Source organism: Falsiroseomonas sp., from assembly GCF_051859025.1.
GTDB lineage: Bacteria > Pseudomonadota > Alphaproteobacteria > Acetobacterales > Acetobacteraceae > Falsiroseomonas.
The window spans coordinates 151685-177819 of sequence record NZ_JBHYGL010000012.1 but is presented as its reverse complement, the minus strand read 5'-3'; the positions used below and the strand labels follow the sequence as shown (position 1 = coordinate 177819).

The following is a 26135-nucleotide window of genomic DNA, read 5'->3' as shown; positions in this document are numbered from 1 at the left end:
ACTACACGCCGCGTGCGTCGTCCATCAGGCGGCGCATGCGGCGCACCGCGTTCTCGATCCCCTCAAAGACGCTCTGGCTGATGAGGAAGTGGCCGATGGAAACCTCGGTCACTTCCGGAATCGCCGCGATGCCGGCGATGCTGCCGTAATCCAGCCCGTGGCCGGCATGGCATTCCAGGCCCGCACCCACCGCGATGCCGGCGCCGGCGCGTAGCCGCGCCAGGATCGGGCCGCGATCGGCGGGCGCGGCATCGGCATAGAGGCCGGTGTGGAGTTCGACGCAGGCCGCGCCCAGCGCCGCCGCACGCTCGATCGGCGCGGCATCGGCTTCCACGAACAGCGATGTGCGGATGCCGGCGCCGGCCAGGCGCTTCACCGCCTCCCCCAGCTCAGGCCCGGCGCGCAGGACGTCGAGGCCCCCTTCGGTGGTCAGTTCCTGCCGCTTCTCCGGCACCAGGCAAACGGCGTGCGGCATCACGCGCAGCGCGATCGCCACCATCTCCTCCGTCGCCGCCATCTCCAGGTTCAGCGGCGCGGCGACTTCCGCCTTCATGCGCTCCACGTCGCGGTCGCGGATGTGGCGCCGGTCCTCCCGCAGATGGATGGTGATGCCTTCCGCGCCGGCCGCGATGCAGCGCTGCGCGGCATCGACGGGGTCCGGGAAATGGCCGCCGCGGGCGTTCCGCAAGGTGGCCACGTGATCGACATTGATGGACAGAACCAGGTGCTTCACGGGCGGGGGGCCTTTCCTCTGGTCTCGGCGATTTCGGCGGCCAGGCGCAGCGCGGCGACAAGGCTGCCGGCATCCGCCTGGCCCTGCCCGGCGATGTCGAGCGCGGTGCCGTGGTCCGGGCTGGTGCGGACGATGCGCAGGCCGAGGGTGATGTTCACACCCCCATCCATGTCCAGCGTCTTGATCGGGATCAGCACCTGGTCGTGGTACATGCCGAGCACGCAATCATAGGTGGCGCGCGCGCGCGGCGTGAACATCGTGTCCGGCGGGAAGGGCCCGCGCGCCGCGATGCCGGCCGCGCGCAATGCCTCGATCGCCGGGGCGACGATGCGGAAATCCTCCTCGCCCATCGTCCCGGCCTCCCCCGCATGGGGGTTGAGGCCGGCGACGGCGATGCGCGGCTCCGCGATGCCGAAATCCCGGCGCAGCGCCTCCGCCACGATGCGGCCATGCTCCACGATCAGCCCCGTGGTCAGGCGGTCCAGCGCGGCGCGGAGGGAAAGGTGGACCGTGACGGGCACGACGCGCAGCCCCGGGCAGGCCAGCATCATCACCGGCGGCTGGCCGGTGCCGGCGAGTTCGCCCAGGAACTCCGTATGGCCGGGATGGGCGAAGCCGGCGGCGGTCAGCACCGATTTCTGGATGGGGTTCGTCACCACCCCACCCGCGCGGCCATCGAGGGCAAAGCGCACGGCCTGTTCGATGGAGGCGATGACCGCGGGCGCATTGGCGGCGTCCAGCATCCCGGGCGAGGCCGGCGCGGCCAGCCGCAGGGGCAGCACCGGCAGGGCGTGCGGGAAGGCGCCGGCGGCCTGTTCGGGCGCCTCGATCAGCGCCACGGGGGCGTCCTTCACCAGGGAAGGGTCGCCGATCAGGAAGAAGGCCGGCCCGGCGGCGCGCACCGCCCGCCACGCCTTGGCCGCGATCTCCCCCCCGATGCCGGCGGGTTCGCCCATGGTGAGGGCCAAGGGGGCGCCCAACGGGGGGGCCGGCACGGTCCCGTGCTGCACGATCATCCTCCGTCGGCGCCTGCGGGGCGGTAAAAGCACCCGCCGGGCCGCGCGTCACCCCCGCGGCGGCATCGCGGCTTGATCTGGCGCAAGCCGGTTGGCGCGCAACCATGCCATCGTGGGACATGATCGCGAATTGCCTGCACGATTTGGCAGCCATCGGACCCGGCGGGGTGCCGATGGTGGCGCTGGCGCTGTTCCTGGCGGGGCTGGCGGGCGGGCTGACGCATTGCGCCGCCATGTGCGCCCCCTTCGTCATTGCGCAAGCCAGCGCCGCCGTAGGGTCGGGGGGCACGCTGTCGCGCCTCTCGGGGGCGGCGCTGCTGCCCTACCATGCCGGGCGGATCGTGGGGTACTCGACGCTGGGGGGCCTCAGCGGGCTGGCGGCGGGGGCGCTGAACCAGGTGACGGGACTGCGGCATGTGCTGGCGGCGCTGCTGCTGGCGGCCGCCTTGCTGATGGCGCTGCAGGCCCTGCAGCGCCTGCCCGGGCGCTGGCGCGTGGCGCCGGGGCGGCTGGTGCCTGCCTGGCTGCTGCGACCGGCGGAGGGTCTGGCAGGCCGCCTGACGGCACGCATGGCGCCGCTGCTGGCCGCACCCGGGGGCACGCGGGGCTTCGGGCTGGGGCTGCTGCTGTCTGGCCTGCCCTGCGGGTTGCTCTATGCCGCGCTGGCGGCGGCGGCGGCCACGGGCAGCGCGCTGGCGGGGGCGGTGGCCATGGCGGCCTTCTGCCTGGGCACCGTGCCGTCGCTGGTGGGCGTCGCCTTTCTCGGCCGGTTCTTCCTGCGGGCCCTCGGGCCGCGCCTGCAGCTCCTGGGCGCCGCGCTCTTCGCCCTCAACGCCGTGGTCCTGGCTGGCGCGGCGCTGCGCCTGGCGGCCTGATGCCAGGGGGCCGTTGACGGCGCGTCAACCCAATCCCGTTGACGGCGCGTCAACCCAATCCCGGCTTGATGGCGCCGCCACCAGGATGGGGCCCCGTTGATGTCAGTGGTGGTGACCGGCACCGTGCCGGCCACGATCTTCGAGAATGCGCAGCCCGCCGACTGGTCCGCCACCCTGGCCCTGTCCGGCGCGGTGCTGGAGGTTGCCCTGACGGGCGAGGGCGCGGGCGCCTTCTCCGCCACGCTGGAGGGGGCGGGAAGCCGCGTCCGCATCGCGCCCGCCGCCATCTTCGATGCGGAGACGCTGGGCGACGGCTTCGTCTTCCGCTTCGGCCTGACCGTCCGCACCGCATCCGGCTGGGTGGCGCTGCCGACGAGCTACGCGGTGCAGCTGGTCGGCACCGACGACACGCCGCCGCAGAACCTGCGCTTCTTCACCGGCGGCGTCGTGCTGGCCACCGATGTGGGCGCCGATATCGGCATGCTGCTGGCAGAGGACCCGGATAGCGCCGGCACGCTGGAATACAGCGTCGCCTGGCCCGATTCCGCCTGGTTCGAGATGGTGGGCACCACGCTGCGCCTGCGGCAGGGCGTCGACCTGATCGGCCAGGGCGGCACGACGCGGGAGGTGATGATCGAGGTGTCGGACGGCCGCAACCTGGCGGCCTTCGTCGTCGGCGTCACCATCCTGCAGCCCGGCCCCCTGCCCGCCTTCAGCATCACGGACGGAACGGATGCCGCGGAATCGCTGGCCGGCGGCGCCGCGGCGGATGCGATGTTCGGCCATGGCGGCAACGACACCATCGCCACGCTCGATGGCCAGGACAGCCTGGGCGGCGGCGCGGGGAATGACAGCCTGGATGGCGGTGGCGGCAACGACACGGTGGCGGGCGGGGACGGCAATGATTCGCTGCTCGGCGGCATCGGCAATGATTCCATCGACGGCGGTGCGGGAAACGACCTGGTGACCGCGGGCGGCGGCAACGACACGGCCCTGGGCGCCGCCGGCAACGATACGCTGCGCGGCGGGTCAGGCCATGACCGCCTGGCCGGCGATGATGGCGCGGACATGCTGGATGGCTCCACCGGCGCGGATACGCTGGACGGCGGCGACGGCGGCGATTCCCTCCTCGGTGGGTCGGAGAACGACCTGCTGTCGGGCGGTACCGGCGCCGACACGCTGGATGGCGGCACGGAAGCCGATTCGATGGATGGCGGCGCCGACAACGACGTGTTGCTGGGTGGCGACGCCGCCGACACGCTGGTGGGCGGCGATGGCGATGACCTGCTGGATGGCAGCCTGGGCAATGACAGTCTGATCGGCGGCGCGGGCAACGACACCTACGTGCTGGCCGCCGGCGATGTCTGGGTCGAGCAACCCGATGGCGGGGTGGATGAGATCGTGACGGCGGGCGCCATGACCATGCCGGCGGAGATCGAGCGCCTGCGCCTGGCCACGGGCGCCGGCAACCTAGCCCTGTTCGGCGCCGCCGGACCCGACAGCCTGTTCGGCAATGAAGGCGCCAACCTGCTGTCCGGCGGCGATGGCAACGACCTGGCGGATGGCGGCGCCGGCGCCGATTCGCTGCTGGGCGGCGGCGGGGATGACCGGCTTCTGGGCGGGGCCGATGGCGATACGCTGGATGGCGGCGCGGGGCTGGACCTGCTGGCGGGTGGCGACGGCGCCGATTCGATCAGCGGCGGTGACGGCGTGGACCTCGGCTTCGGCGGCGCGGGCGCGGATTCGCTGCTGGGCGGCGCGGGCAATGATCTGCTGAGCGGCAATGACGGCGACGACTGGGCATCGGGCGGCACCGGGCGCGATGTCCTGTCGGGCGGCGCGGGCAATGACACGCTGGATGGGGCGGAAGGCGCCGACTGGCTGCAGGGCGATGCCGGCAACGACCTGCTGCTGGCCGGCACCGGCGGCGGGGACGAACTGCGCGGCGGCGCGGGGGCGGATACGCTGGATGGGCGGGCCGCGGATCGCCTCGGCTCGCTCCTCATCGGCGGCGCCGACAATGATGTGTACCTGATCGATTCGACGCGCGATGTCATCGTGGAGGAACCGGGGGGCGGCAATGACGGGGTGCATGCCGACCTGGTCGGCGGCGGCTACATCCTGCCCAGCCAGGTGGAGAATCTGCTGCTGCTCGGCACCCTCGTCTCCGGCACCGGGAATGCGCTGCCCAACATCATCCGCGGCAATGCGCTGGCGAACCTGCTGCTGGGGGCGGGCGGCGCGGATACGCTGCAGGGCGGCGGCGGCAACGATACGCTGGCGGGCGGCACGGGCGCCGACCTCTACCTGATGGAGGTCGCGGGCGGGCATGAGGTGGTGGAGGATTTCGCGCGGGGCGAGGATCGGATCGGCATACCGGCGGCGCTTTATGCCACGGCCGCCGCCGCGCTGGCGGCCTTCCAGTCGAGCGACGGCGGCGCGCTGCTGCCGCTCGGCACCGGGCACAGTGTGCTGCTGGCCGGGATCAGCCCCACCACGCTCGGTGCCGCGGACATCGTTTTGGTCTAGTCAGCGCACCAGGTCGCGATAGCAGTGCCAGGTCGCGTGCCCGATCAGCGGCAGCACAAGCGCGAGGCCGAAGAAGAACGGCACCAGCGCCATCGCCGTGAACACCACGATCAGCCCCGCCCACAGCGCCATGGCCCGCCAGTTGCGCAGGACGGCGGTGACGGAGACGGCGACCGCTTCGAAGGCGGAGATGTCGCGGTCGATGATCATCGGGATGGAGACGGCGGAGATGGCGAAGGACACGCAGGCGAGGACGAAGCCGAATCCGGTGCCGACAACCAGGAACGGCAGCAGGTTATCGGAGCGCAGCATGGCGATCGGCAGCGATTCGATGGCCGGGGAGAAGCCGAGCCCGAAGAACAGCGCGAAGAGCAGCCCCGCGATGCGGATCCAGAAGAGATGGATCAGCAGCAGCGCCGTGCCGATCAGCGCAAGCTGCGTGCCGTTGCGGCGGAAGGCGTAGGCGCAGGCGAGGAAGCCCGTCTCCTCCCCTGCCTCACGCCGGCGGCTGACCTCATAGAGGCCCGCGCCCAGCAGGGGCGCGACGACGAAGAAGCCCGCGGTGGCGGGCAGGATCGCCCAGGCGCTGCCGAGTTGCAGCAGCACCACCACCAGCGCCCATCCCGCGACGACGACCGCACCGCCATAGACGAAACCGAGATGCGGCACCGCCATCAGGTCCTGCCATCCGGCGGCGAGCCAGCGCCAGGGCCGGTCATTCGGCACCAGCGTGATGCTGGGCATCCCGGCCCTCACCTGTTCCGTCTTGGCCATGGGCGCGGTTTCGCCGTTCATCGGGGGGATTCCATCTTCCTGGTGCGGCTTCCTTGGACCGCAGCATAGGCACGGGACACCGCCGCGGTAATTGATCCGCATCAAGGACGCCCAGTCTGGGAAGGTGTCCTCTGCCCCGCATAGCGCCGGTCCGATCGCGACCGAGGCATGCGCAGGGGAGATCGATGCGATGGCTGTAGCAGGCTACGCCGCCAACCAGGCCGGAACGGCCGCGGTTGCACGGCACGAGGCCTATGTGGAGGCACCGATCCGTGCCTTCGCGATTGCGACCGTGTTCTGGGGGGTCGTCGGCTTCCTGGTGGGCGTCGTGATCGCGTCGCAGCTGGCCTGGCCGCTGCTGAACCTCGACCTGGAATGGACAACCTTCGGCCGCTTCCGGCCCGTCCATACCAGCGCGGTGATCTTCGCCTTCGGCGGCAACGCGCTGTTCTGCACCAGCCTCTACATCGTGCAGCGCACCTGCCGCGCGCGACTGTTCGGCGGGGAGCCGATGGGCTGGTTCCTGTTCTGGGGCTACCAGTTCATGATCGTCGCGGCGGCGCTGGGCTATGTGCTCGGCGTGACGCAGGGCAAGGAATACGCCGAGCCCGAGTGGTACGTCGATCTGTGGCTGACGGTGGTGTGGGTGCACTACCTCGTCGCCTTCGGCGGCACGATCCTGCGGCGGGAAGAGCCGCACATCTATGTGGCGAACTGGTTCTACCTGGCCTTCATCGTCACCGTCGCCATGCTGCATATCGGCAACAACCTGGCGCTGCCCATCAGCTTCGGCAGCGCCAAGAGCTACGGCCTGGCGTCCGGCGTCCAGGATGCGATGATCCAGTGGTGGTACGGCCACAACGCGGTGGGCTTCTTCCTGACCGCGGGCTTCCTCGGCATGATGTACTACATCATCCCGAAGCAGGCGGAACGGCCGGTCTATTCCTACCGGCTGTCGATCGTGCACTTCTGGTCGCTCATCTTCCTCTACATCTGGGCGGGCCCGCACCACCTGCACTACACCGCGCTGCCGGACTGGGCGCAGACGCTCGGGATGGTGTTCAGCATCATGCTGTGGATGCCGAGCTGGGGCGGGATGATCAACGGGATCATGACGCTGTCGGGGGCGTGGGACAAACTCCGCACCAACCCGGGGCTGCGCTTTTCCGTCACCGCCGTGGGCTTCTACGGCATGTCCACCTTCGAGGGACCGGTGATGTCCATCAAGGCGGTGAACGCGCTTTCGCACTACACCGACTGGACCATCGGCCATGTGCATAGCGGCGCCATGGGCTGGGTCGGCTTCATCACCTTCGGCGCGCTCTACTACCTGTTCCCGAAGCTCTGGGCGAAGAAGGGCGTGTACAGCGAGAAGCTGGTGTCGTGGCACTTCTGGATCGCGACGCTCGGCATCGTCCTCTACATCACCGCGATGTGGGTGTCGGGCATCCTGCAGGGCCTGATGTGGCGCGCCTATGACGAGCTGGGCTTCCTGCAATACAGCTTCATCGAGACGGTCGCCGCGATGCACCCCTACTACGTCATCCGGATGCTGGGCGGTGTGCTCTACCTCAGCGGTGCGCTGATCATGGCCTACAACCTCTGGATGACCGTGACCCGCGGCGAGAGCGAGGAGCCGGCCGCGCTGCCCGCCTTCGCCATGCCCGTCCCGGCGCCGGCTGAATAAGGAGGACCCGGCAATGCGCTGGTTCAATCATGGAATCATCGAAAAGAACCTGGTCCTGATGGGCGTGCTCACGCTCATCACGGTCTCCCTCGGCGGGCTCGCGCAGATCGTGCCGCTGTTCACGGTGGAGAGCACGATCGAGCGTGTGCAGGGCGTGCGCCCCTACACGCCGCTCGAGCTCATGGGCCGCAACATCTATGTGCGGGAGGGCTGCTACACCTGCCACAGCCAGATGGTGCGCCCCTTCCGGGACGAGCTGGAGCGCTACGGCCATTACAGCCTGGCGGCGGAGAGCATGTTCGACCATCCCTTCCAGTGGGGGTCGAAGCGCACCGGGCCGGACCTGGCGCGCGTCGGCGGCCGCTATTCGGATGACTGGCACGCGGCGCACCTCCGCAGCCCGCGCGCCGTGGTGCCGGAAAGCATCATGCCGCCCTACGCCTTCCTCGACCGGCCGCTGGCCTATGGGGACATCGCCGACCACCTGCGCGCCCAGCGCAATGTCGGCGTTCCCTACAGCGACGAGATGATCGCCAACGCCCGCGCCGACCTGGAGACCCAGGCCCGCCCGGACCGCGACGCGAGCGCCTTCGCCACCCGCTACGCCCGTGCCCGCCAGGGCGTCTTCGATGGCGATGCCGGCGTGGTGACGGAGATGGATGCGCTGGTTTCCTACCTGCAGATGCTCGGCACGCTCGTCCGCTTCAGCGACGTGACGCCCGACCAGCTGCGGCAGCAGTGAGGGGGCACGCCATCATGACGCTCACCGACCTGCAGCCGATCTTCTCCACCATCTGGGTCGTGTGGTTCTTCGTGCTGTTCACGGGAATCCTGTTCTACGCCCTGTCGCCCAAGCGGAAACGCCGGTTCGAGGAATCGGGAAACATCCCCTTCCGCGACGACCCGCGCGACCGCCTGTCCTGAGGAGTGTGACGCGATGCCTACCAAGATCGAGAAGGACAGCCTCACCGGCACCGACACCACGGGCCATGAGTGGGACGGGCTGAAGGAGCTGAACACGCCGCTGCCGCGGTGGTGGCTCTACACCATGTATGCCTGCATCGCCTTCGCCGCGGTCTGGGTCGTGCTGTATCCCGCCTTCCCCTTCCAGGGGGCGACGGGCGTCACGGGCTGGATCGCGCGGGAAGCGGTGGTCGGCGATGTGCGCGCCGCGCAATCGCGGATGGAGCCGATGCTGGCGCGCATCCGCGCATCCGATCCGCAGGCGATCGCGGCGGACCCGGAACTGCGTGGCTTTGCCGTGGCCGGTGGCCGCATCGCCTTCGCCAACAACTGCGCGGGCTGCCACGGCGCCGGCGGCCAGGGTGCCACGGGCGGCTTCCCGTCGCTGGCCGATGACGACTGGATCTGGGGCGGCACGTATGACGCGATCCGCCACACCATCGCCAACGGCATCCGCGCCGGCGAAAGCGACGACGAACGCACCAGCCAGATGCCGCGCTTTCTGGCCGATGGCGTGCTGACCCTGCCGCAGGTGAACGATACGGCGGAATTCGTGCTCTCCCTCACCAACCGCTCGACCGATGCGGCCGCGGCGGGGCGCGGTGCGACGCTCTACGCCGAGAATTGCGCGGCCTGCCACGGCGAGCGTGGCGAGGGCAACCGGGACGTCGGCGCGCCGCGCCTGTCGGACCAGATCTGGCTCTATGGCGGCGACAAGCCCTCCATCGCGCGCAGCATCGCCTATGCCCGCGCTGGCGTGATGCCGGCCTGGGGGCAGCGCCTGGACCCCGCGATCGTCAACATGCTCGCGGTCTATGTCCACGCGCTGGGCGGCGGCGAGAACTGAAGCAGCAGGGCCAGGACAATGAGCACGATCCAGGCGCCCGAGCGCCTCAAGCCAGACGCGACGCCGCCGCCATCCCTCTACGCGGATCGGGTGAAGGTCTATCCGAAGACCGTCAAGGGCCCGGTGCGACGCGTGAAGTGGGCCGTGCTCATCCTGTGCCTGGCGCTGTACTACGTGGTGCCGTGGCTGCGCTGGGACCGTGGTCCCGGCGCGCCGGACCAGGCGGTGCTGGTCGATATCACCAATGGCCGGCTGTTCTTCTTCTTCATCGAGATCTGGCCGCAGGAGGTCTATTTTCTCACCGGCCTGCTGGTGCTGGGCGCCATCGGGCTGTTCGTGGCCACCAGCCTCTTCGGCCGCGTCTGGTGCGGCTTCGCCTGCCCGCAGACGGTGTGGACGGACCTGTTCATGTGGGTGGAGCGCCTGGTGCAGGGCGACCGCAATGAACGCATGCGCCTCGACAAGCAGCCCTGGACGCTGGAGAAGCTGCGCAAGAAGGGCCTGACCCATGCGGCCTGGCTGGTGATCGCGGCGGCCACCGGCGGCGCCTGGATCATGTATTTCAACGATGCGCCGACCGTGACGGTGGATCTGCTCACCGGCGGCGCCTCGCTCGACGTCTATTTCTTCTTCGGCCTCTTCACCGCCACGACCTATGTGCTGGCCGGCTGGGCGCGGGAACAGGTCTGCACCTACATGTGCCCCTGGCCGCGCTTCCAGGCCGCGATGCTGGATGAGAATTCGCTGGTCGTGAGCTACCGCGACTGGCGCGGGGAGCCCCGCGGCAAGGCAAAGGCCGATGGCGTCGGCGATTGCGTGGATTGCCAGGCCTGCGTGAATGTCTGCCCGACCGGCATCGACATCCGCGATGGCCAGCAGCTGGAATGCATCGGCTGCGGCCTTTGCATCGATGCCTGCGACGACATCATGATGCGGCTCGATCGGCCCAAGGGCCTGATCGCCTTCGAGACGCTGTCGAACCTCGCCGCCTCCACCGCCGCGACGAAGGCCCTGCCGCCGTCCTCCGCGCGCTGCGGCACGGGCATGGAAGTGCGGCAGACGCCGCGCTTCATCCGGCCGCGGACATTGCTCTATGCCGGGATGCTGGGTGCCGTCGTCGCCATCATGCTCGGCGCCTGGCTGCTGCGGCAGACCGTGACGCTGTCGGTGCTGCGGGACCGCGCGCCGCTGTTCGTCACGCTGTCCGATGGCGGGGTGCGCAACGCCTATACGCTGAAGATCGCCAACAAGGACCGCGATATCGGCACCTACGCGCTGGTGCTGGACAGCCGCACGCCCCTGCTGATGCAGGTGCAGGAAGCGCCTGGCGAGCGCCCGATGGTCACGACGCGGCCGGACGGCATCACGCAATGGCGCGTGCTGCTGACGCAGCCGCCCGGCACGCCGACCCGCGCCTCCATCCCCGTCACCTTCCGCCTGGTCGATGGCCGGGGCCGGACGGTGATCAGCGAAAGCAGCATCTTCCTGGGACCCGAAGCACGATGAGCGACATGGTCATGAAGCCCGCCGCCCTGCCGCGCGGGCGCTGGATTCCCTGGGTCTTCGTTGGCGGCATGCTGCTCGTCGTCGTCGTGAACCTGGTGCTGGTGTTCTTCGCCCTCACCACCTTCACCGGCGTCACCACCGGGCGAGCCTTTGATCGTGGCCGCACCTACAACGACGTGATCGAGGCCGCGTCGCGCCAGGCGGCGCTGGGCTGGGCGGCCGATGTCCAGCTGCGCGGCGGCAGTGTGGTGGTGGTGGTGAAGGATCGCACCGGCATCGCCGTGCCGGGGCGGATCGAGGGCCGGCTGCTGCGGCCGCTGGAGGGCACGACGCTGCCGCTGGATTTCGTCGCCACCGCGACGGGCACCTTCCGCGCCGATACCGGAGCCCGCCAGCCCGGCCAGTGGGACGCGGTGCTGCGCTTCTTCGGGCCGAATGGCCAGGCGATCGACATCCGCCAGCGGATGATCCTGCCATGAACGCCAGCGTCGGCCTTCCGCGCCCCTTCACAGCGGGCCTGTCCCGCGCGCAGTGCGCGCATTGCAGCGCGGAACTGGCGCCAGGCCAGGGGGAGTTCTGCTGCCATGGCTGCGCCGCCGCGCATGCCCTGGTGCAGGGGCTCGGCCTTTCCGCCTTCTATGCGCGGCAGGAAGCGGTGGCCGGCGCGTTGCGGCCGGAGGATGTGCCCTCCGCCGTCGATTTCGCCTCCCTCGCGCAGCACGGCTCCGATGGCACGCAGTCTCTGGACCTCATGGTCAGCGGCCTGTCCTGCGGCGCCTGCGTCTGGCTGATCGAGCAGGCGCTGGCGACGGAACCCGATGTGCTGCGCGCGCGCGTCAACCTCACCGCCCGGCGGCTGTCGATCCGCTGGCGCGGCGATGCCGAACGGGCGCGGGCGCTGGCGGCGCTGGTGGCGCGGCTCGGTTTCCGCATCGCGCCCTGGTCCCCCGCCTGCCTGCGCGCGACGGAGGATGAGGAAGGGCGGCAGCTGATCCGCGCACTCGGCATCGCCGCCTTCGGGTCGATGAACGTCATGCTCGTTTCCGTCGCCGTCTGGGTCGGCGGCGACATGGGGGAGCATACCCGCGCGCTGATGCACTGGCTGGCGGCGCTGTTCGGCCTGCCGACGGTGCTGGTGGCGGGCATGCCCTTCTACCGATCGGCCTGGCACGCCATCCGCGCGGGACGCGCGAACATGGACCTCGCCGTGTCGCTCGGCGTGCTGGCGACCACGGCGATGAGCCTCAGCGAGGCGATCCGCAACGGCCCCTATACCTGGTTCGATGGCGCGACCGCGCTGCTCGCCTTGCTGCTGGCCGGCCGCGTGCTGGACAGGGGCATGCGCCGCCGCGCACGCCAGGCGGTGGCGGAACTGCTGGCGCTGCAGGAGGGCAGCGTGGAGCTGCGCCTGGCCGATGGATCGACGCGCGCCGTGCCGGTCGTCAGCGTCCGCGCCGGTGACATGCTGCTGGTCGCGACGGGTGATCGCCTGCGCCTCGATGGCGTGGCGGTGCAGGAGGTGCTGCTGGATACCAGCGCCACCACCGGAGAGGCGCTGCCACGTCGCATCGCGGCCGGGGACGCGCTGATGGCGGGCAGCGTCAACATGGGCAGCGCCTTCACGCTGCGCGTCACCGCCGCGGCGAAGGATGGCTCGCTCGCCGCGCTCGGCCTGCTGATCGAGAAGGCGGAACAGGGGCGCGGGCGCTTCGTTTCCATCGCCGATCGCGCGGCGCGCTGGTACGTGCCCATCATCCATGCGGTGGCGGCGGCGACCTTCCTCGGCTGGTGGCTCGGCATGGGCCTGGCGTGGCAGGCGGCGCTGGTGCCGGCCGTGGCGGCGCTGATCGTGACCTGCCCCTGCGGCCTGGCCATCGCGGTGCCGGCAGTGCAGGTGGCGACCGTGGGCGCGCTGTTCCGGCGCGGCGTGCTGGTGGCCTCCGCCACCGCGCTGGAGCGCCTGGCCTCCGCCGACCATGTGGTGCTGGACAAGACCGGCACGCTGACGATGGGCCATCCCACCTTGGTGGAGGATGCCGCGCGGGACCACGCGGCGCTGCGCCTGGCGGCCTCCATGGCGCATGGCAGCCGGCACCCGCTGGCGCAGGCCCTGGTGCGCGCCTGCCCGGATGCGCCGGCGCTGGAGGGTGTGGTGGAGGTCCCGGGCCAGGGGCTGCGGCACGGGGAGGTGCTGCTTGGCAGCGCCGTCTTCTGCGGGGTGCGGAATGCCGAGGATTCCGGCATGACGCTGTGCCTGTCATCGCCCGGCCAGGCGCCGGCGCTGTTCCGCTTCGCCGATGCGCTGCGCCCGGATACCGCGCGCGTCGTGGCGGAGTTGCAGGCGCTGGGCCTCACCACCGAATTGCTGTCCGGCGATGGCGCCGGGGCGGTAGAGGAAGCGGCGATCGCGACCGGCATCGGCCCCTGGCAGGCCCGCGCCACCCCCGCCGACAAGGCCGCGCGGATCGAGGCGCTGCGCCAGCAGGGTGCGCGGCCGCTGATGGTGGGCGATGGCATCAACGATGCCGCCGCGCTGGCGCTGGCGCATGTCTCCGCCAGCCCGGCCACGGGCACGGATATCGCGCAGGCGACATCGGATCTCGTGCTGCGCGGCGATGGGCTTTCCGCCCTGCCCGCCGCCATCCGCGCGGCGCGACGGGCGCAGAGGCTGGCGAAGCAGAACATCGCCTTCAGCCTGGCCTACAACATCATCGCCGTGCCGATGGCGGTGCTGGGCTTCGTCACGCCGCTGATCGCTGCCGTCGTGATGGCGAGCAGCTCCATCATCGTCATTCTGAACGCGCTTCGCGCGGGCAAGGAGACTTCCCAGTGAACGCCCTGGTCTTCCTGGTGCCGGCGGCCCTGTTCCTCGGCCTGCTGGCGCTCGCCCTGTTCCTCTGGACGCTGCGGAACCGTCAATACGACGACCTCGATGGCGCCGCGTCCCGCATCCTGTTCGACGATCAACCGCAGAAGGAGTCCCGCCGATGATCTACTTCCTGGTCTTCTCCGCCATCACCGCCGTGCTCGGCCTGGCCACCGCAGCGGCCGCGCATGACGCCGCCCTGGCCATCTTCGGCTATGGCCTGTTCGGCTTCGGCGTGATGTTCGCGCTGTTCCTGGTGAAGCGGCATTTCGACGAGGTCGACGCGGCACGCCACTGAGATGGTGGATGATCCCGCGCCACGGGGCGCGGGATCATCAGGCCGTCACGCCGCCGCGCGCTGTTCCGAGACGCCATAGGCGCCGCGTTCGCCGGCAACGGGCACCAGGCGGTTCGTCAGCCCCAGCACCGTTTCCGCACCGCCGAGGTAGAGGACGGCGTCAGGGTTCATACGCTTCGCCAGCGCGTCCAGCACCCGCGTCTTGGTCGGCGCGTCGAAATAGATCAGCACGTTCCGGCAGAAGATCGCGTCGAACTTGCCGACCGAGGACAGGTCCGCCAGCAGGTTCCGTTCCTCGAACCGCACCATGGCGCTGATATCGGGGTTGATGCGCCACTTCGCGCCATCCTGCTTGAAGTACTTCACCAGCGACCGGATCGGCAGGCCGCGCTGCACCTCGAACTGGGTGTAGACGCCCTGCTTCGCGCGGCCGATGACGTCGCCGGAGATGTCGGTGGCCAGGATCTCCACCTTCGGCCCCGGGCGTCCCGCCAGCGCATCCGCCACCAGCATCGCGATGGAATAGGGTTCCTGCCCCGTCGAACAGGCCGCGGACCAGATGCGCAGCGGCCCCGTGCGGCCAGGCGCCAGCATCCGTGGCAGCTGCTTCGCCAGATGGTCGAAGGGCTTGCCGTCCCGGAAGAAGGAGCTTTCGTGCGTGGTCAGCGCTTCCACCACCGCGCGTTCCAGCGTTTCATCCGGGCGCTGCCGCAGCTTCGCGCCGAGCGCGCCGATGGAGGCCAGCCCGAATTTCTGCAGAACCGGCCCCAGCCGCGTTTCCAGCAGATAGGCCTTGTCATCGGTCAGGACGATGCCCGAGCGGCGGCGAACCACGCCCGCGACGTCAGCGAATCCATCACTGCTCATGTGCGCCTTCCGTTTCCGCCAGCAGCGACAATGCGCTCCGCGATTTCATCGATACTCGTGATGGCGGCGGCGATCCCCGCCTTGGCGACCGCGCCTGGCATGCCCCAGACCACCGAACTCGCCTCGTCCTGCGCCAGCACCTGGCCGCCGGCGGCCACCAGGGCACGGCTGCCGGCCAGGCCGTCGCTGCCCATGCCGGTCAGGATCGCGGCCAGAACCTTGCCCTGGCAGGACGCCACCAGGCTGCGCAGCATCGGGTCCACGGCCGGGCGGCAGAAATTCTCCGGCGCCCCGTCCGACAGCTGCGCCACGAAGCCCTGCCCGGCCTGCTGGACCAGCAGGTGCCGGTCCCCGGGCGCCAGGTAGAAGCGGCCTGGCAGCAGCGCCTCCCCGTCCTTCGCCTCGCTGCAGGGCAGCGTGCCGATGCGGTTCAAATGGTCCGCCAGCAGGGTCGTGAACCCCGCCGGCATGTGCTGCACCGCCACCACCGGCACGGCGAGCGGCCGGTTCAGCTTCGCCACCAGCGCCGCCAACGCCTGCGGCCCGCCGGTGGAGGACCCGATGGCGATGACCCGCGGCTTCAGCGCCATGGCGCCCAGCGCCGAGACGGCGAGCGCCGGCGGCATCGCCGACGCCATCCGCATCGCGGGCATGGGCGCGGCGGTTGGGGCACGCCGGCGCATGCGCGCCCAGCCCTTCACCTTGGCCACCAGCTCCGCCTGGAACTGCCCGCCATTCATGCCGCCGGCGGCGGCGGAGGGCTTCGGCACATAGTCCACCGCGCCGGCGCGCAGCGCCTCCATCGTCGCCTTGGCGCCGCGCTGGCTCAGCGCGCTGGCCACGATGATGGAGGTCTCCGGCGCCACGCGCAGCAGATGCGGCAGGGCGGTCATGCCGTCCATGCGCGGCATTTCCAGGTCCAGCAGGATCACCTGCGGACGGTCCATCGCCTTCATCGCGGAAAGCTGGGCCACGGCCTCCGTGCCGTCGGTCGCCTTCGCGATGACCTCGATCGCGGGATCGGTGGCGAGCATCCGCGCCATGACAGCACGCGCCGCGGCGCTGTCATCGCAGAGCATCACCCGGACGGATGTCGCCAGCGTCACGCGGCCGCAGCCTGGATGAGGCCGAGCTGCGCCAGCTTGCCGCCGATGATCTCCGCGTCGAAGGGCTTCATCACGTATTCCTGCGCGCCGGCTTCCAGCGCCTCCAGGATCCGGTCGAAGCCGCATTCGGTGGTGCAGAGCACGATGATCGGCTCATTCGGGCCGAATTCGGCACGGGCGGCGCGCAGGAAGGTGATGCCGTCCATGACAGGCATGTTCCAGTCCAGCATCACCAGTTCCGGCATCGCCTCGCGGCAGGCCTCCAGCGCCTTGGAACCGTCCTCGGCCTCCCGCACCTCGAAGCCCAGGCTTTCCAGGATGCGGCGCGCGGCCTTGCGGACCACCTTGCTGTCATCCACCACCAGGCAGCCGCGCTTCGCCGGCATGGCGTTCGGCGCGCTCATCGGCCACCGCCGATCGTCAGCACGCGTTCGACATCCAGCACGATGAGGAGCTGGCCGTCGCGGCGGTGCACGCCGCGCGAGACCTCCCGCCACAGCGGGTCCAGCGTCGGCGGGTTGGGGGCGCTGTCCTCCGGGCGCAGCGGCACCACCTCTCCCACCCCGTCGGCCAGCATGCTGTAGAGCTCACCCGCCATCTCGACGACGATGCTCATCGGCTGCTGTTCCGCCGGGCGCGGCGCCAGGTTCAGGCGCCGCCGCAGGTCGATGGCGGTGACGATGCGGCCGCGCAGGTTGAGGCTGCCCGCCACCTCCGGCGGTGCCAGCGGGATGCGGGTGATGGTCTGCGGGCCGAGCACGTCGCGCACGACGAGGACCGGCACGCCACAGGTCTGCCCCGCCACCGTCAGTGTCAGGAACAGGTCGGCATCGGCGATGCTCGACTGGATCGACTGGGTTTGCACCGTTTCCTCCCCCGCCTCAGGCCGCGACCGGCACGTTGAAGCATTCCGCCAGGCTGCCGATCAGCGCTTCGCGGTCGAACTTGGCCACATAATCCGTGAAGCCGGCGGCACGGCCGCGCGCCACGGCGGCGGGTTCCACCCGCCCGGTCAGCGCGATCATCGGCAGGTCGGCCCAGGCGCCACCGGCGCGAACTTCCCTGGCGAAGCCGTAGCCGTCCATGTCCGGCATCTCGATGTCGGAGACGATGCCGTCGAAGACCTCGCCGCGTTCGCGCAGCTTCAGTGCCGTGGTGGCGCTTTCGACGGCGACGACCTCATACCCCTCCGCCGCCAGGGCGGGGACGACGAGTTCGCGGAAGAAGGCGCTGTCCTCCACCACCAGCAGGCGGCGCGTGATGGTCTGGGCAGGCGATGCGCGGAACCAGTCGCCGCCGGCCTGGCGCAGCCACCAGGCGGTATCGACCACATCCGTGACCTTGCCGGCGATGACGGCGGAACCCAGGAAGCCCGGGCGCCCTTGGCCGGCCTGCACGTTCAGCGATTCATCCACCACGTCCAGGATGGCATCGACCATCAGGCCCAGGCTGCGCTCGCCCTCGCTGAACACCAGCACCGTCTGGCGGCCGCGGCCATCCAGCGGCGGGCCGTAGTCGCCGGTCATGGACAGCAGCGGCATCAACTGGCCGCGATACTGCACCACCGGCGTGCCGCCGGATTGCTCGATATTCTCGACCGGGATGTCGTCGAGCCGCGCGATGAGGCCGAGCGGCACCGCCTTCGGCGTCCCGTCGCCAGCGCGGAACAGCAGCAGCGCCGTCTTGTCGTTGGACCGCACGCCGCCCGTCGCCTGGCCCGCCATCGCCCGCTGCTCCGCCCCGTCGCCGGCGACACCCGTGACGCGGGCGATGCCGTTGGGATCGAGGATCATGATGACGCTGCCATCGCCGAGGATGGTGTTGCCCGAAAACATGCCGATATGACGCAGGATCGGCGCCACCGGCTTGACGACGATTTCCTCCGTGTCGAACAGCCGGTCCACGATGATGCCGAAGACATGGGCACCCACCTGCGTGACGACGACGAAGCCCATGTCGCCGGAGGCGCCGCCCCCGCTGCCACTGATCGGCACCTCCTTCGGCTCCTCCAGCCCCAGCACGGCGCCGAGGGAGACGAGGGGCAGCAGCCGGTCTCGCAGACGCAGCACGGGCGCATCCTTGATGCGTTCCACCCGCGTATCCGCGCCGCCGCCGACCCGCACCAGTTCCAGCACGCCGATCTGCGGGATGGCGAAGCGTTCGCCCGCGACTTCGACGATCAGGGCGGAGACGATGGCCAGCGTCAGCGGGATCTTGATGGTGAAGCTGGTGCCCTTGCCCTCGGTGGAGGCGACGTCGATGGTGCCGCCGATCCGCTCCACATTCGTCTTCACCACATCCATGCCGACGCCGCGGCCGGAGACGGCGGTGACGGCGGCGGCGGTGGAGAAGCCGGCGCGGAAGATGAAGCGATGCACCTCCCGCTCGCTCATCGCCGCGATCTCGGCTTCCGTCGCGAGGCCCTGCGAAAGGGCCTTGGCGCGGATGCGGTCGGTGTGCAGGCCCTTCCCGTCATCGGCGATCTCGATGAGGATGTGGCCGCCTTCGTGATAGGCGTTCAGCATGATGCGGCCGGTCTCGGACTTGTTCGCCCGGCGACGGTCCTCCGGCATCTCCAGCCCATGGTCGCCGCTGTTGCGGACCATGTGGGTCAAGGGATCCTTGATCAGCTCGAGAACCTGGCGATCCAGCTCGGTATCCGCGCCGCGCATCTCCAGGTTGATCTTCTTGCCGAGTTCGATCGAGAGGTCGCGCACCAGGCGCGGCATCTTCGCCCAGGCATTGCCGATCGGCTGCATGCGCGTCTTCATCACGCCGTCCTGCAGATCGGAGGTGATGTGCGACAGGCGCTGCAACGGCACGGTATAGGCGCCATCGCCCCGCGCGCGGGCCAGCTGCATCAGCTGGTTGCGCGTCAGCACGAGTTCGCTGACCAGCATCATCAGGTCTTCCAGCACATCGACCGAGACGCGGATGCTCTGCGGCGGCGCGCGGCCGCCGGAGGAGGCTTCTTCCGCATGCAGCTCTGCCGGCGGCGCGGGCGGCGCGGCGGCGGCCCTGGGGGCCGGGGCTTCCGCGGCAACCGGCATGGCCACCTCAGCAGGCGCCTCCGCGGCCTTCGGCGCGGGCGCGGCTTCCGCCGTGATGGCGGCCATGTCGCCCGTCGCGGCCGCATCGAGGCGGCGGATCAGCTCGACATCGTCGCCGACCGGTTCCGTGCCGCCGGCCTCGAGCCCGCTCACGATCTCCTTGATGCGGTCGAGCGCGTTCAGGATCAGCGTGACGCCATCGGGCGTGACGGCGAGGACGCCGTCGCGGTACAGGCCGAGGACATTCTCCGCGGCATGGGCCACTTTCTCAAGCCGCCCGAGGCCGAGGAAGCCGCAGGTGCCCTTGATGGTGTGCACCAGGCGGAAGATCTCGGACAGGGTGGGCTTGTCCTGCGGCTGCTTTTCCAGCCGCAACAACGCGGCATCGAGCGCCACGAGGCCCTCATGCGTCTCAGTCAAGAAATCTGCGAGCAGATCGTCCATGGTGGCTCCGGCGCCTCTTCTCGCCCGGAGCTTGCGGCATCTGCCCGAATAATCGGTAAATGGCGGGCGGTGATTCGAACCGCCGCGCCTTTTGGTGCGGGATGCGCCTCAGTTGCGGGTGAAGGCCGTCATCAGCAGGGGCGCGGCGACGCCGGTGCGGCCGTGCAGCATCTCAAGCCGGATGCCGGAGCTGGCGGCGACGGAGACCAGCAGGGGCACGGACACGTTGCGCGCGGTGAACTGCATCGCCTCCCCCGCCAGGCCGGCGGAGAGGAGGGGCGGCCAGGCGGCGGAAGGCCCGTCCGGCCAGATGGAGATCCCGCCTTCAAGGTCGCCGCCGACGCGCACGGCGCCGCCGCGGGGCAGGCCCTCGATCGCGGTCCAGAGCGCCAGCAGCACCGCCTGCGCCACATGGGCGGGCAGCACGATGGTGGCTTCCAGGTCGTTGAAGTCGATGATGGCGCGGCGGCCGAGCGTCAGCCCCTCCGCCGCCTGGGCCAGTTCCTCCACCCGGCAATCGCCGGATCCCGCGCCCACCGCGGCGCGGTAGAATCGGATCCGCCGGTCCATGATGGTGGAGGCGTCGCGCGCGACATCCATCGCATCGCCCGGCGCGCCATCCATCAGGTCCAGCGCATTCGCCAGCGCCCCCACCGCGCCGCCCAGGTCATGGCAGAGGCGGGTGCATACCGCTTGGGCGAGGGCGATCTTGTCAGGCAGCATCCATTTCCTCCGACAAACGACGCGGCAATCCGGGCACGCGTCGGGAATGCCCTTGCCGGCCGGGCTTCCCGGGGGGGGTCGGTCCCCGGTTTCGCAGGCCGGCAAGGAAAAACGAGATTGCGCCCGGCAGGCTAGTCTTGAAGCCGTAAATCTTGGTAACGCTGGACCATGAACAGTGAGCTTTTCCCCGGCAGCCGGGTCATGAACCCGGCGAGGCCGGATTGGGGGGCCGGCCAGGTGCAATCCGTGGTCGGCAATCGCGTCACGGTGAATTTCGAAAACGCCGGCAAGATGATGGTCCATATCGACCACGTGACGCTAGAGCCCATCGATCGCGACCCAGAATGAGCGGGCTTCCGGCCGAGATGGCGGCGCTGCTGGGTGACTGGCGCTTCTACGCCGCGGCCCTTGTCACCGCCCTTGCCGGGCTGATGCGGGGCTATTCGGGCTTCGGCACCGCCGTGCTGCTGGCACCGGCCTATTCGGTGCTGTGGGGGCCGCGGATCGGCATTCCCGTCATGCTGCTGATGGAACTGGCCGTCTCCCTCCAGCTGCTGCCCAAGGCCTTCGGGGACGCCAACCGCCGCGTGATCCTGCCCATCGGCGCCGCCGCCTGCCTGGCCACGCCGGTCGGCGCCTTCATCCTGCTGACGGCGGACCAGGACCTGCTGCGCCGCTTCATCGGCGGGTTCGTGCTGGTCTTCGGCCTGCTGCTGATGTCCGGCTGGCGCTACACGGGGTCCCGCCCCCTGCCCCTCAATATCGGGATCGGCACGCTGGCGGGGCTGCTGAAGGGCGCGACGGGGATGAGCGGCCCGCCCGTCATCCTGTACCTCCTGGCGGGGCCTGAGGCCGCGAAGCAGCACCGGGCCAATTTGATCCTGTTCTTCGCCACCATCGCCGTCATCTCCGTCATCCCGCCCGCCATCGGCGGGCTGATGGGGTGGATGGTCTTCGCCAAGGCGCTGGTGCTGCTGCCGGTCCTGCTGTGCTGCGTGCCGATCGGCGCCCGGCTGTTCCATGTGATCCCGGATCGCTGGTACCGCCGCGCCGCCCTGACCTTCCTGGTCATCACCGGCACCATCACCCTGTTGATCTAAGGGGCGCCACCCCCCCCGGGGGGCTTGCACCACAAGGGGTCGGCGGACCAAATGGCCGGAAGCGCCCCGCCTGCGGCGCCTTCACCGTGCTCCTTGATGGGGGATTGGCCACATGATCGATCCGTTTGGCCGACGGGTCAGCTACCTGCGCGTCTCCGTCACCGACCGCTGCGACCTGCGCTGCGTCTACTGCATGGCGGAGGACATGACCTTCCTGCCCAAGGCGGAAGTGCTGAGCCTGGAGGAGCTGGACCGCCTCTGCGGGGCCTTCATCGGGCTCGGCGTGGACAAGATCCGCCTGACCGGGGGGGAGCCCCTGGTGCGCAAGAACGTCATCTCCCTGTTCCGCAACCTGGGCGCGCGCCTGGGTGCGGGAGGGCTGAAGGAGCTGACCGTCACCACCAACGGCACCCAGCTGACGAAGATGGCCGGGGACCTGGCTTCCGCCGGCGTCCGCCGCATCAATGTCAGCCTGGATACGCTGGACCCCGCGACCTTCGCCGCTGTCACCCGCTGGGGGAAGATCGAGCCGACGCTGGACGGCATCTTCGCCGCCAAGGCCGCCGGGCTGCATGTGAAGATCAACGCCGTCGCCATGAAGGGCGTGAATGAGGGCGAGTTCGACCGGATGATCGCCTGGTGCGGCGAACACGGGCTCGACCTCTGCCTGATCGAGACGATGCCGCTCGGCGAGATCGATGGCAGCCGCAACGACCAGTACCTGCCGCTGTCCACCGTCCGCGCGCAACTCCGGCAGAACTGGACGCTGGAGGAGACGGATTATTCGACCGGCGGCCCCGCCCGCTACTTCACGGTGAAGGAAACCGGCCAGCGGATCGGCTTCATCACGCCGCTGACCCATAATTTCTGCGAAAGCTGCAACCGCGTGCGCGTGACCTGCACCGGCACGCTCTACATGTGCCTCGGCCAGGACGATGCCGCGGACCTCCGCAAGCCGCTGCGCGACGACACGCTGGACGATGAGGGGCTGAAGGCGGCGATCCTGGAAGCGATCTCCCGCAAGCCCAAGGGGCATGACTTCGTGATCGACCGCCAGGCGCGGGCGCCCGCCGTGGCGCGACACATGAGCGTGACGGGCGGCTGATGCTTCAGGAGATCCTGGGGGCCCTGACCATCCCCGGCCTGCCCGACTGGGTGGGCCTGGTGCTGCTGGTCTGCCTGCTGCTGGTGGGGCTGGCCTATCTGCTGATGCCCTTCAGCGTCTTCGGCCTGAAGGGAAGGCTGGACGCCATCGAGGCCCAGCTGGACGAGATCCAGACGGAGCTTCGCGGCCTGGCCCTGCGCGCGCCGGAAGCCGGCCGCCGCCGCCCGGCGCTGGAGGAGGATTGGGTGGAGCCGCCCCCCTCCCTGCGGCCTGCGGTGGAGAATACCCACCCCCGCGCCGCCCCCCCCGCGCCACCGCCGCCGGTCTTCCCGGAGAGGGACCGCAACCTGGGCGGCAGCCGGGCCGAACCGCGCCTCGACTGGCCGCGGTCGCCGCGCTGAACGTTGAAGGATCAGGGGGGCTCGCCTTGCGGGGACCTCCCCGGCAGGGCTTGATGGTTCCTGGCATCGAGGAGTGCGGCCGGATGAGCCTGGCAAGGGCAAGCGCGACGACCGCCCATCGGCGCCGGCAATGACCGAGACTGAGGCCGCCGCGCTGGCCGGGCGCATCGCGCTGGTGGCCGCGCCGACGGACCAGGCGGCGGAGGCGCTCGCGAAGCTCGAAGCGGCCTATGGCAATGCGGCGCTGGACGATGCGCGCATCGTGGTGGCGCTGGGGGGCGATGGGCTGATGCTGGAGACCCAGCACCGGATGCTGGGTCGCAACCTGCCGGTCTATGGCATGAATTGTGGCAGCGTCGGCTTCCTGATGAATGACTTCCGGCTGGAGGGGCTGATGGAGCGCCTGGCCGCCGCCCAGGCCGCCAGCCTCCATCCCCTGCATATGCGGGCCTATGTGGGCGATGGCCCGCCGGTGGAGGCGCTGGCGATCAACGAGGTCTCCCTGCTGCGGGAAACCAGGCAGGCCGCCAAGATCCGCATCCTGGTGGATGGCAAGGAACGGCTTTCGGAGTTGATCTGCGACGGCGTGCTGGTCTCCACCCCCGCGGGCAGCACGGCCTACAACCTCTCCGCCCACGGCCCGATCATCCCGCTGGGCGCCAATCTGCTGCCGTTGACGCCGATTTCCGCCTTCCGCCCGCGGCGCTGGCGGGGCGCGCTGTTGCCGGCGGAGGCGGAGGTCGTGTTCGACGTGCTGGAACACGCCAAGCGCCCGGTGGCCGCGGTGGCCGACTACACGGAGGTGCGCGACGTGCGCCGCGTGGAGGTGCGGGAGAACCGGAGCGTGACCCTCACCATGCTCTTCGACCCCGACCACGGCCTGTCCGAGCGCATCATCGCCGAGCAGTTCACGGTCTGAAGACGGTCCAGGGGGGTCTCCCCCCCAAATCTTCCAGAGGGGGCGGGCAGGGTCTGGGAAAGGCAGCGCCTTTCCCAGGGGTCACCCGCGCGGCCCCGCCCGGTTGACGCCGCCCCCCTCATCTGCGATCCGCCCCGCGGTCGCACACCGCCCCCCGGCGCCCGACCCCGGCAACATCGAGTCCCGCGCGCCCATGACCGCCGCCCCCGCCCCCCTTGTGCTGGCCCTGCCGAAAGGCCGCATCCTCAAGGAACTGCGCCCGTTGCTGAGCCGCGCGGGGATCGAGCCCTGTGCCGATTTCCGGGACGAGGACAGCCGCCGCCTGCGGTTCGAGACGAACGACCCCACCCTTGATGTCGTGCGGGTCCGGTCCTTCGATGTCGCGACCTTCGTGGCGCATGGCGCGGCGCAGATCGGCGTTTGCGGCGCCGATGTGCTGATGGAATTCGACTACGACCAGATCTATGCGCCGCTCGACCTCGGCATCGGGCGGTGCCGGGTTTCGGTGGCGGAGCCCGTCGCCACGGCGGGGCAGCAGGATATGGGCGCCTGGTCCCGCGTCACGGTGGCGACGAAATACCCCACCATCGCCCATCGCCATTTCGCCGCGCGCGGCATCCAGGCGGAGGTGGTGCACCTGAACGGCGCGATGGAACTGGCACCTTCCCTCGGCCTGGCGCGGGTGATCGTTGACCTGGTGCAGACGGGGTCCACCTTGAAGGCGAATGGCCTGGTCGAGTCCGAAGTGATCGCATCCGTGACATCCCGCCTGATCGTGAACCGCACCGCCCTCAAGACCCAGCCGGAGGCGATCGGCGCCTGGATCGCCCGGTTCAGGGCGGCGCTGGCGGGAGGGCAGCCCGCATGAAGCGCCTTTCCACCACCGACACAGGCTTCGAGGCGTCGTTCGAGGCGCTGCTGGCCGAGGCGCGGGACACCACGGCGCGCGTCGATGCCGCCGTCGCCGGCATCATCCAGGCGATCCAGGCCGGGGGCGACGCCGCGCTGCTGGACCTGACCCGGCGCTTCGACCGCTGGTCCCCCGCCGATGCCACGGCGCTGCGGGTGACGGAGGCCGAGATCGACGCCGCCACCGCCGGTATCCCGGAAGACCGGCGGGATGCGCTCGCGGTCGCGGCCCAGCGGATTGAGGCTTTCCACGCCGCCCAGCTGCCGCGCGACATCACGCTGGATGACGGCGCGGGCATCGTGACGGGCATGCGCTGGGGCGCCATCGATGCCGTGGGCCTCTATGTGCCGGGCGGCAAGGCGGCCTATCCGTCTTCCGTCCTGATGAACGCGCTGCCGGCCCGGGTGGCGGGGGTGGGGCGGATCGCGATGTGCGTGCCGACGCCGGATGGGGTGCTGAACCCGCTGGTGCTGGCGGCCGCGCGGCTGGCCGGGGTCAGCGAGGTCTGGCGCATCGGCGGCGCCCAGGCCGTGGCCGCCATGGCCTGGGGCACTGCCTCCATCGCGCCGGTCGATCGCATCGTCGGCCCCGGCAACGCCTATGTGGCGGAGGCCAAGCGCCAGGCCTTCGGCAAGGTCGGCATCGACAGCATCGCCGGCCCGTCGGAGGTCGTGATCCTGGCCGATGGCACCAACAACCCGGACCATGTGGCGCTGGACCTGCTGGCCCAGGCCGAGCATGACGAGGCCGCGCAATCCATCCTCATCACCGATGACGCAGGCTTCGCTGACCGGGTGGTGGCGGCGGTGGACAAGGCGCTGGAAACCCTGCCCCGCGCCGCCATCGCGGCCGCGTCCTGGCGCGCCCATGGTGCCGTGATCACCGTGGAGTCCTGGGACCAGGCGGTGGAGCTGACGAACCGCCTGGCGCCGGAACACCTGCAGATCATGGTGGAGGCGCCCCGCGCGCTGTTCGCCCGCATCCGCCATGCCGGCGCCGCCTTCCTCGGCCGGCACTGCCCGGAGGCGCTGGGCGACTATGTGGCCGGGCCGAACCATGTGCTGCCCACGGGCCGCACGGCGCGCTTCGCCTCCGGCCTTTCGGTCTTCGACTTCATCAAGCGCACCACCTGGGTGGAGGCGACGGAAGCCGGCATCGCGGCCATCGGCCCGGCGGCGGTGACGCTGGCGCAGGCCGAGGGGCTGGACGCGCATGGGCTGAGTGTCGCAGCCCGTCTGCGCCTGAACGGCCCGGCCAGGCAGCGTCTCAACGGGCCCACCGCTTGACGAAACAGGACAACCGTCCTTGACCAAGGGCGCCGTGGCGCTCATGTTCCGCGCCGCCTTGCGCGCCCCCCCGCGCCGTGAACGGCCTTGTGCCTGATCCCCAGGGGTCGGTACTGGCCCCTACGACCAT

General features: G+C 70.3%; 27 protein-coding genes. 18 read left to right on the top strand and 9 right to left on the bottom strand.

What is annotated here, in order from left to right; genetic code table 11:
* Position 1: 1 nt before the first annotated feature.
* Positions 2-724, bottom strand: a complete 723-nt coding sequence (locus tag ACTIE5_RS12965; RefSeq protein ID WP_439550389.1) for a pyridoxine 5'-phosphate synthase — start codon at positions 722-724, stop codon at positions 2-4.
* A gap of 5 nt (positions 725-729) precedes the next feature.
* Complete coding sequence (gene pdxA, locus ACTIE5_RS12960; protein WP_439550121.1) at positions 730-1743, bottom strand: 4-hydroxythreonine-4-phosphate dehydrogenase PdxA; 1014 nt, start codon at positions 1741-1743, stop codon at positions 730-732.
* 110 nt (positions 1744-1853) lie between these two features.
* Here pdxA and ACTIE5_RS12955 point away from each other — a divergent pair, with 110 nt between their 5' ends.
* Both ACTIE5_RS12955 and ACTIE5_RS12950 read left to right on the top strand, forming a co-directional pair.
* Positions 1854-2624, top strand: a complete 771-nt coding sequence (locus tag ACTIE5_RS12955) for an urease accessory protein UreH domain-containing protein (RefSeq protein ID WP_439550120.1) — start codon at positions 1854-1856, stop codon at positions 2622-2624.
* 99 nt (positions 2625-2723) lie between these two features.
* On the top strand, positions 2724-5153 hold the full coding sequence (locus ACTIE5_RS12950) for a calcium-binding protein (protein WP_439550119.1): 2430 nt from the start codon (positions 2724-2726) through the stop codon (positions 5151-5153).
* Here the strand turns inward: ACTIE5_RS12950 and ACTIE5_RS12945 are convergent, their stop codons facing one another.
* Positions 5154-5948 carry a DUF2189 domain-containing protein gene (locus ACTIE5_RS12945; RefSeq protein WP_439550118.1) on the bottom strand — a complete coding sequence of 265 codons (795 nt, stop codon included), beginning with the start codon at positions 5946-5948 and terminating at the stop codon, positions 5154-5156.
* Between the two features lie 169 nt (positions 5949-6117).
* Between ACTIE5_RS12945 and ccoN the strand changes: the two genes are divergently transcribed.
* From ccoN to ACTIE5_RS12900, 9 genes are read left to right on the top strand one after another with little or no spacing between them, the layout of a single operon-like run.
* On the top strand, positions 6118-7614 hold the full coding sequence (ccoN, locus tag ACTIE5_RS12940; RefSeq protein ID WP_439550117.1) for a cytochrome-c oxidase, cbb3-type subunit I: 1497 nt from the start codon (positions 6118-6120) through the stop codon (positions 7612-7614).
* A 13-nt stretch (positions 7615-7627) separates the two neighbouring features.
* Positions 7628-8356, top strand: coding sequence for a cytochrome-c oxidase, cbb3-type subunit II (ccoO, locus tag ACTIE5_RS12935; protein ID WP_439550116.1), 729 nt, complete (start codon positions 7628-7630; stop codon positions 8354-8356).
* A gap of 14 nt (positions 8357-8370) precedes the next feature.
* Positions 8371-8538, top strand: coding sequence for a cbb3-type cytochrome oxidase subunit 3 (locus tag ACTIE5_RS12930; protein WP_439550115.1), 168 nt, complete (start codon positions 8371-8373; stop codon positions 8536-8538).
* Between the two features lie 13 nt (positions 8539-8551).
* Positions 8552-9424 carry a cytochrome-c oxidase, cbb3-type subunit III gene (ccoP, locus tag ACTIE5_RS12925; protein ID WP_439550114.1) on the top strand — a complete coding sequence of 291 codons (873 nt, stop codon included), beginning with the start codon at positions 8552-8554 and terminating at the stop codon, positions 9422-9424.
* A gap of 18 nt (positions 9425-9442) precedes the next feature.
* Entirely contained in the window at positions 9443-10930 is a 1488-nt protein-coding gene (gene ccoG / locus ACTIE5_RS12920; protein ID WP_439550113.1) for a cytochrome c oxidase accessory protein CcoG, read from the top strand.
* Positions 10927-11409 (top strand): FixH family protein, encoded by a 483-nt coding sequence (locus tag ACTIE5_RS12915; RefSeq protein WP_439550112.1) that lies wholly within the window; start codon positions 10927-10929, stop codon positions 11407-11409. Before ccoG ends, ACTIE5_RS12915 begins: the two co-directional genes overlap by 4 nt.
* Positions 11406-13763 carry a heavy metal translocating P-type ATPase gene (locus ACTIE5_RS12910; protein ID WP_439550111.1) on the top strand — a complete coding sequence of 786 codons (2358 nt, stop codon included), beginning with the start codon at positions 11406-11408 and terminating at the stop codon, positions 13761-13763. The genes ACTIE5_RS12915 and ACTIE5_RS12910 overlap by 4 nt, the downstream gene beginning before the upstream one ends.
* Complete coding sequence (gene ccoS / locus ACTIE5_RS12905) at positions 13760-13921, top strand: cbb3-type cytochrome oxidase assembly protein CcoS (RefSeq protein ID WP_092956893.1); 162 nt, start codon at positions 13760-13762, stop codon at positions 13919-13921. Before ACTIE5_RS12910 ends, ccoS begins: the two co-directional genes overlap by 4 nt.
* Positions 13918-14094, top strand: a complete 177-nt coding sequence (locus ACTIE5_RS12900) for a hypothetical protein (protein WP_439550110.1) — start codon at positions 13918-13920, stop codon at positions 14092-14094. The genes ccoS and ACTIE5_RS12900 overlap by 4 nt, the downstream gene beginning before the upstream one ends.
* A 45-nt stretch (positions 14095-14139) precedes the next feature.
* Here the strand turns inward: ACTIE5_RS12900 and ACTIE5_RS12895 are convergent, their stop codons facing one another.
* The 6 genes from ACTIE5_RS12895 to ACTIE5_RS12870 all read right to left on the bottom strand — a co-directional run bounded on the left by ACTIE5_RS12895 (position 14140) and on the right by ACTIE5_RS12870 (position 20284).
* On the bottom strand, positions 14140-14961 hold the full coding sequence (locus tag ACTIE5_RS12895) for a CheR family methyltransferase (protein WP_439550109.1): 822 nt from the start codon (positions 14959-14961) through the stop codon (positions 14140-14142).
* Positions 14958-16067 (bottom strand): chemotaxis-specific protein-glutamate methyltransferase CheB, encoded by a 1110-nt coding sequence (gene cheB, locus ACTIE5_RS12890; protein WP_439550108.1) that lies wholly within the window; start codon positions 16065-16067, stop codon positions 14958-14960. Before cheB ends, ACTIE5_RS12895 begins: the two co-directional genes overlap by 4 nt.
* Positions 16064-16471 (bottom strand): response regulator, encoded by a 408-nt coding sequence (locus tag ACTIE5_RS12885; protein ID WP_439550107.1) that lies wholly within the window; start codon positions 16469-16471, stop codon positions 16064-16066. The genes cheB and ACTIE5_RS12885 overlap by 4 nt, the downstream gene beginning before the upstream one ends.
* Positions 16468-16932, bottom strand: a complete 465-nt coding sequence (locus ACTIE5_RS12880) for a chemotaxis protein CheW (protein ID WP_439550106.1) — start codon at positions 16930-16932, stop codon at positions 16468-16470. The genes ACTIE5_RS12885 and ACTIE5_RS12880 overlap by 4 nt, the downstream gene beginning before the upstream one ends.
* Positions 16933-16948: 16 nt before the next feature.
* Positions 16949-19561, bottom strand: coding sequence for a chemotaxis protein CheW (locus tag ACTIE5_RS12875; protein ID WP_439550105.1), 2613 nt, complete (start codon positions 19559-19561; stop codon positions 16949-16951).
* Between the two features lie 108 nt (positions 19562-19669).
* Positions 19670-20284 (bottom strand): histidine phosphotransferase family protein, encoded by a 615-nt coding sequence (locus tag ACTIE5_RS12870; protein ID WP_439550104.1) that lies wholly within the window; start codon positions 20282-20284, stop codon positions 19670-19672.
* A 168-nt stretch (positions 20285-20452) separates the two neighbouring features.
* On the opposite strand from ACTIE5_RS12870, the gene ACTIE5_RS12865 reads away from it, so the two are divergent.
* From ACTIE5_RS12865 to hisD, 7 genes are all read left to right on the top strand, one after another.
* Positions 20453-20632, top strand: coding sequence for a DUF3553 domain-containing protein (locus ACTIE5_RS12865; protein ID WP_439550103.1), 180 nt, complete (start codon positions 20453-20455; stop codon positions 20630-20632).
* Positions 20629-21384 (top strand): sulfite exporter TauE/SafE family protein, encoded by a 756-nt coding sequence (locus tag ACTIE5_RS12860; protein WP_439550102.1) that lies wholly within the window; start codon positions 20629-20631, stop codon positions 21382-21384. Before ACTIE5_RS12865 ends, ACTIE5_RS12860 begins: the two co-directional genes overlap by 4 nt.
* 112 nt (positions 21385-21496) lie before the next feature.
* Positions 21497-22489 (top strand): GTP 3',8-cyclase MoaA, encoded by a 993-nt coding sequence (gene moaA / locus ACTIE5_RS12855; protein ID WP_439550101.1) that lies wholly within the window; start codon positions 21497-21499, stop codon positions 22487-22489.
* A complete protein-coding gene (locus tag ACTIE5_RS12850; protein WP_439550100.1) occupies positions 22489-22890 on the top strand; it encodes a hypothetical protein in 402 nt (133 codons plus the stop codon). Before moaA ends, ACTIE5_RS12850 begins: the two co-directional genes overlap by 1 nt.
* A gap of 130 nt (positions 22891-23020) precedes the next feature.
* Positions 23021-23809, top strand: a complete 789-nt coding sequence (locus ACTIE5_RS12845) for an NAD kinase (RefSeq protein WP_439550099.1) — start codon at positions 23021-23023, stop codon at positions 23807-23809.
* A gap of 193 nt (positions 23810-24002) precedes the next feature.
* Positions 24003-24677, top strand: coding sequence for an ATP phosphoribosyltransferase (gene hisG / locus ACTIE5_RS12840; protein WP_439550098.1), 675 nt, complete (start codon positions 24003-24005; stop codon positions 24675-24677).
* Positions 24674-26005 (top strand): histidinol dehydrogenase, encoded by a 1332-nt coding sequence (gene hisD / locus ACTIE5_RS12835; protein ID WP_439550097.1) that lies wholly within the window; start codon positions 24674-24676, stop codon positions 26003-26005. The genes hisG and hisD overlap by 4 nt, the downstream gene beginning before the upstream one ends.
* Positions 26006-26135: the final 130 nt, after the last annotated feature.

What these genes read in the sequence shown, in the direction of transcription:
- hisD (WP_439550097.1), top strand. Translation starts at nt 24,674, where the DNA reads ATGAAGCGCCTTTCCACCACCGACACAGGCTTCGAGGCGTCGTTCGAG.
- ACTIE5_RS12850 (WP_439550100.1), top strand. Translation starts at nt 22,489, where the DNA reads ATGCTTCAGGAGATCCTGGGGGCCCTGACCATCCCCGGCCTGCCCGAC.
- ACTIE5_RS12900 (WP_439550110.1), top strand. Translation starts at nt 13,918, where the DNA reads ATGATCTACTTCCTGGTCTTCTCCGCCATCACCGCCGTGCTCGGCCTG.
- ccoG (WP_439550113.1), top strand. Translation starts at nt 9,443, where the DNA reads ATGAGCACGATCCAGGCGCCCGAGCGCCTCAAGCCAGACGCGACGCCG.
- ccoP (WP_439550114.1), top strand. Translation starts at nt 8,552, where the DNA reads ATGCCTACCAAGATCGAGAAGGACAGCCTCACCGGCACCGACACCACG.
- hisG (WP_439550098.1), top strand. Translation starts at nt 24,003, where the DNA reads ATGACCGCCGCCCCCGCCCCCCTTGTGCTGGCCCTGCCGAAAGGCCGC.
- ccoN (WP_439550117.1), top strand. Translation starts at nt 6,118, where the DNA reads ATGGCTGTAGCAGGCTACGCCGCCAACCAGGCCGGAACGGCCGCGGTT.
- ACTIE5_RS12860 (WP_439550102.1), top strand. Translation starts at nt 20,629, where the DNA reads ATGAGCGGGCTTCCGGCCGAGATGGCGGCGCTGCTGGGTGACTGGCGC.
- ACTIE5_RS12910 (WP_439550111.1), top strand. Translation starts at nt 11,406, where the DNA reads ATGAACGCCAGCGTCGGCCTTCCGCGCCCCTTCACAGCGGGCCTGTCC.
- ACTIE5_RS12870 (WP_439550104.1), bottom strand. Translation starts at nt 20,284, where the DNA reads ATGCTGCCTGACAAGATCGCCCTCGCCCAAGCGGTATGCACCCGCCTC.
- ACTIE5_RS12955 (WP_439550120.1), top strand. Translation starts at nt 1,854, where the DNA reads ATGCCATCGTGGGACATGATCGCGAATTGCCTGCACGATTTGGCAGCC.
- ACTIE5_RS12895 (WP_439550109.1), bottom strand. Translation starts at nt 14,961, where the DNA reads ATGAGCAGTGATGGATTCGCTGACGTCGCGGGCGTGGTTCGCCGCCGC.
- ACTIE5_RS12865 (WP_439550103.1), top strand. Translation starts at nt 20,453, where the DNA reads ATGAACAGTGAGCTTTTCCCCGGCAGCCGGGTCATGAACCCGGCGAGG.
- ACTIE5_RS12845 (WP_439550099.1), top strand. Translation starts at nt 23,021, where the DNA reads ATGACCGAGACTGAGGCCGCCGCGCTGGCCGGGCGCATCGCGCTGGTG.
- moaA (WP_439550101.1), top strand. Translation starts at nt 21,497, where the DNA reads ATGATCGATCCGTTTGGCCGACGGGTCAGCTACCTGCGCGTCTCCGTC.
- ACTIE5_RS12950 (WP_439550119.1), top strand. Translation starts at nt 2,724, where the DNA reads ATGTCAGTGGTGGTGACCGGCACCGTGCCGGCCACGATCTTCGAGAAT.
- ccoO (WP_439550116.1), top strand. Translation starts at nt 7,628, where the DNA reads ATGCGCTGGTTCAATCATGGAATCATCGAAAAGAACCTGGTCCTGATG.
- ACTIE5_RS12915 (WP_439550112.1), top strand. Translation starts at nt 10,927, where the DNA reads ATGAGCGACATGGTCATGAAGCCCGCCGCCCTGCCGCGCGGGCGCTGG.
- ACTIE5_RS12875 (WP_439550105.1), bottom strand. Translation starts at nt 19,561, where the DNA reads ATGGACGATCTGCTCGCAGATTTCTTGACTGAGACGCATGAGGGCCTC.
- ACTIE5_RS12930 (WP_439550115.1), top strand. Translation starts at nt 8,371, where the DNA reads ATGACGCTCACCGACCTGCAGCCGATCTTCTCCACCATCTGGGTCGTG.
- ACTIE5_RS12945 (WP_439550118.1), bottom strand. Translation starts at nt 5,948, where the DNA reads ATGAACGGCGAAACCGCGCCCATGGCCAAGACGGAACAGGTGAGGGCC.
- ACTIE5_RS12885 (WP_439550107.1), bottom strand. Translation starts at nt 16,471, where the DNA reads ATGAGCGCGCCGAACGCCATGCCGGCGAAGCGCGGCTGCCTGGTGGTG.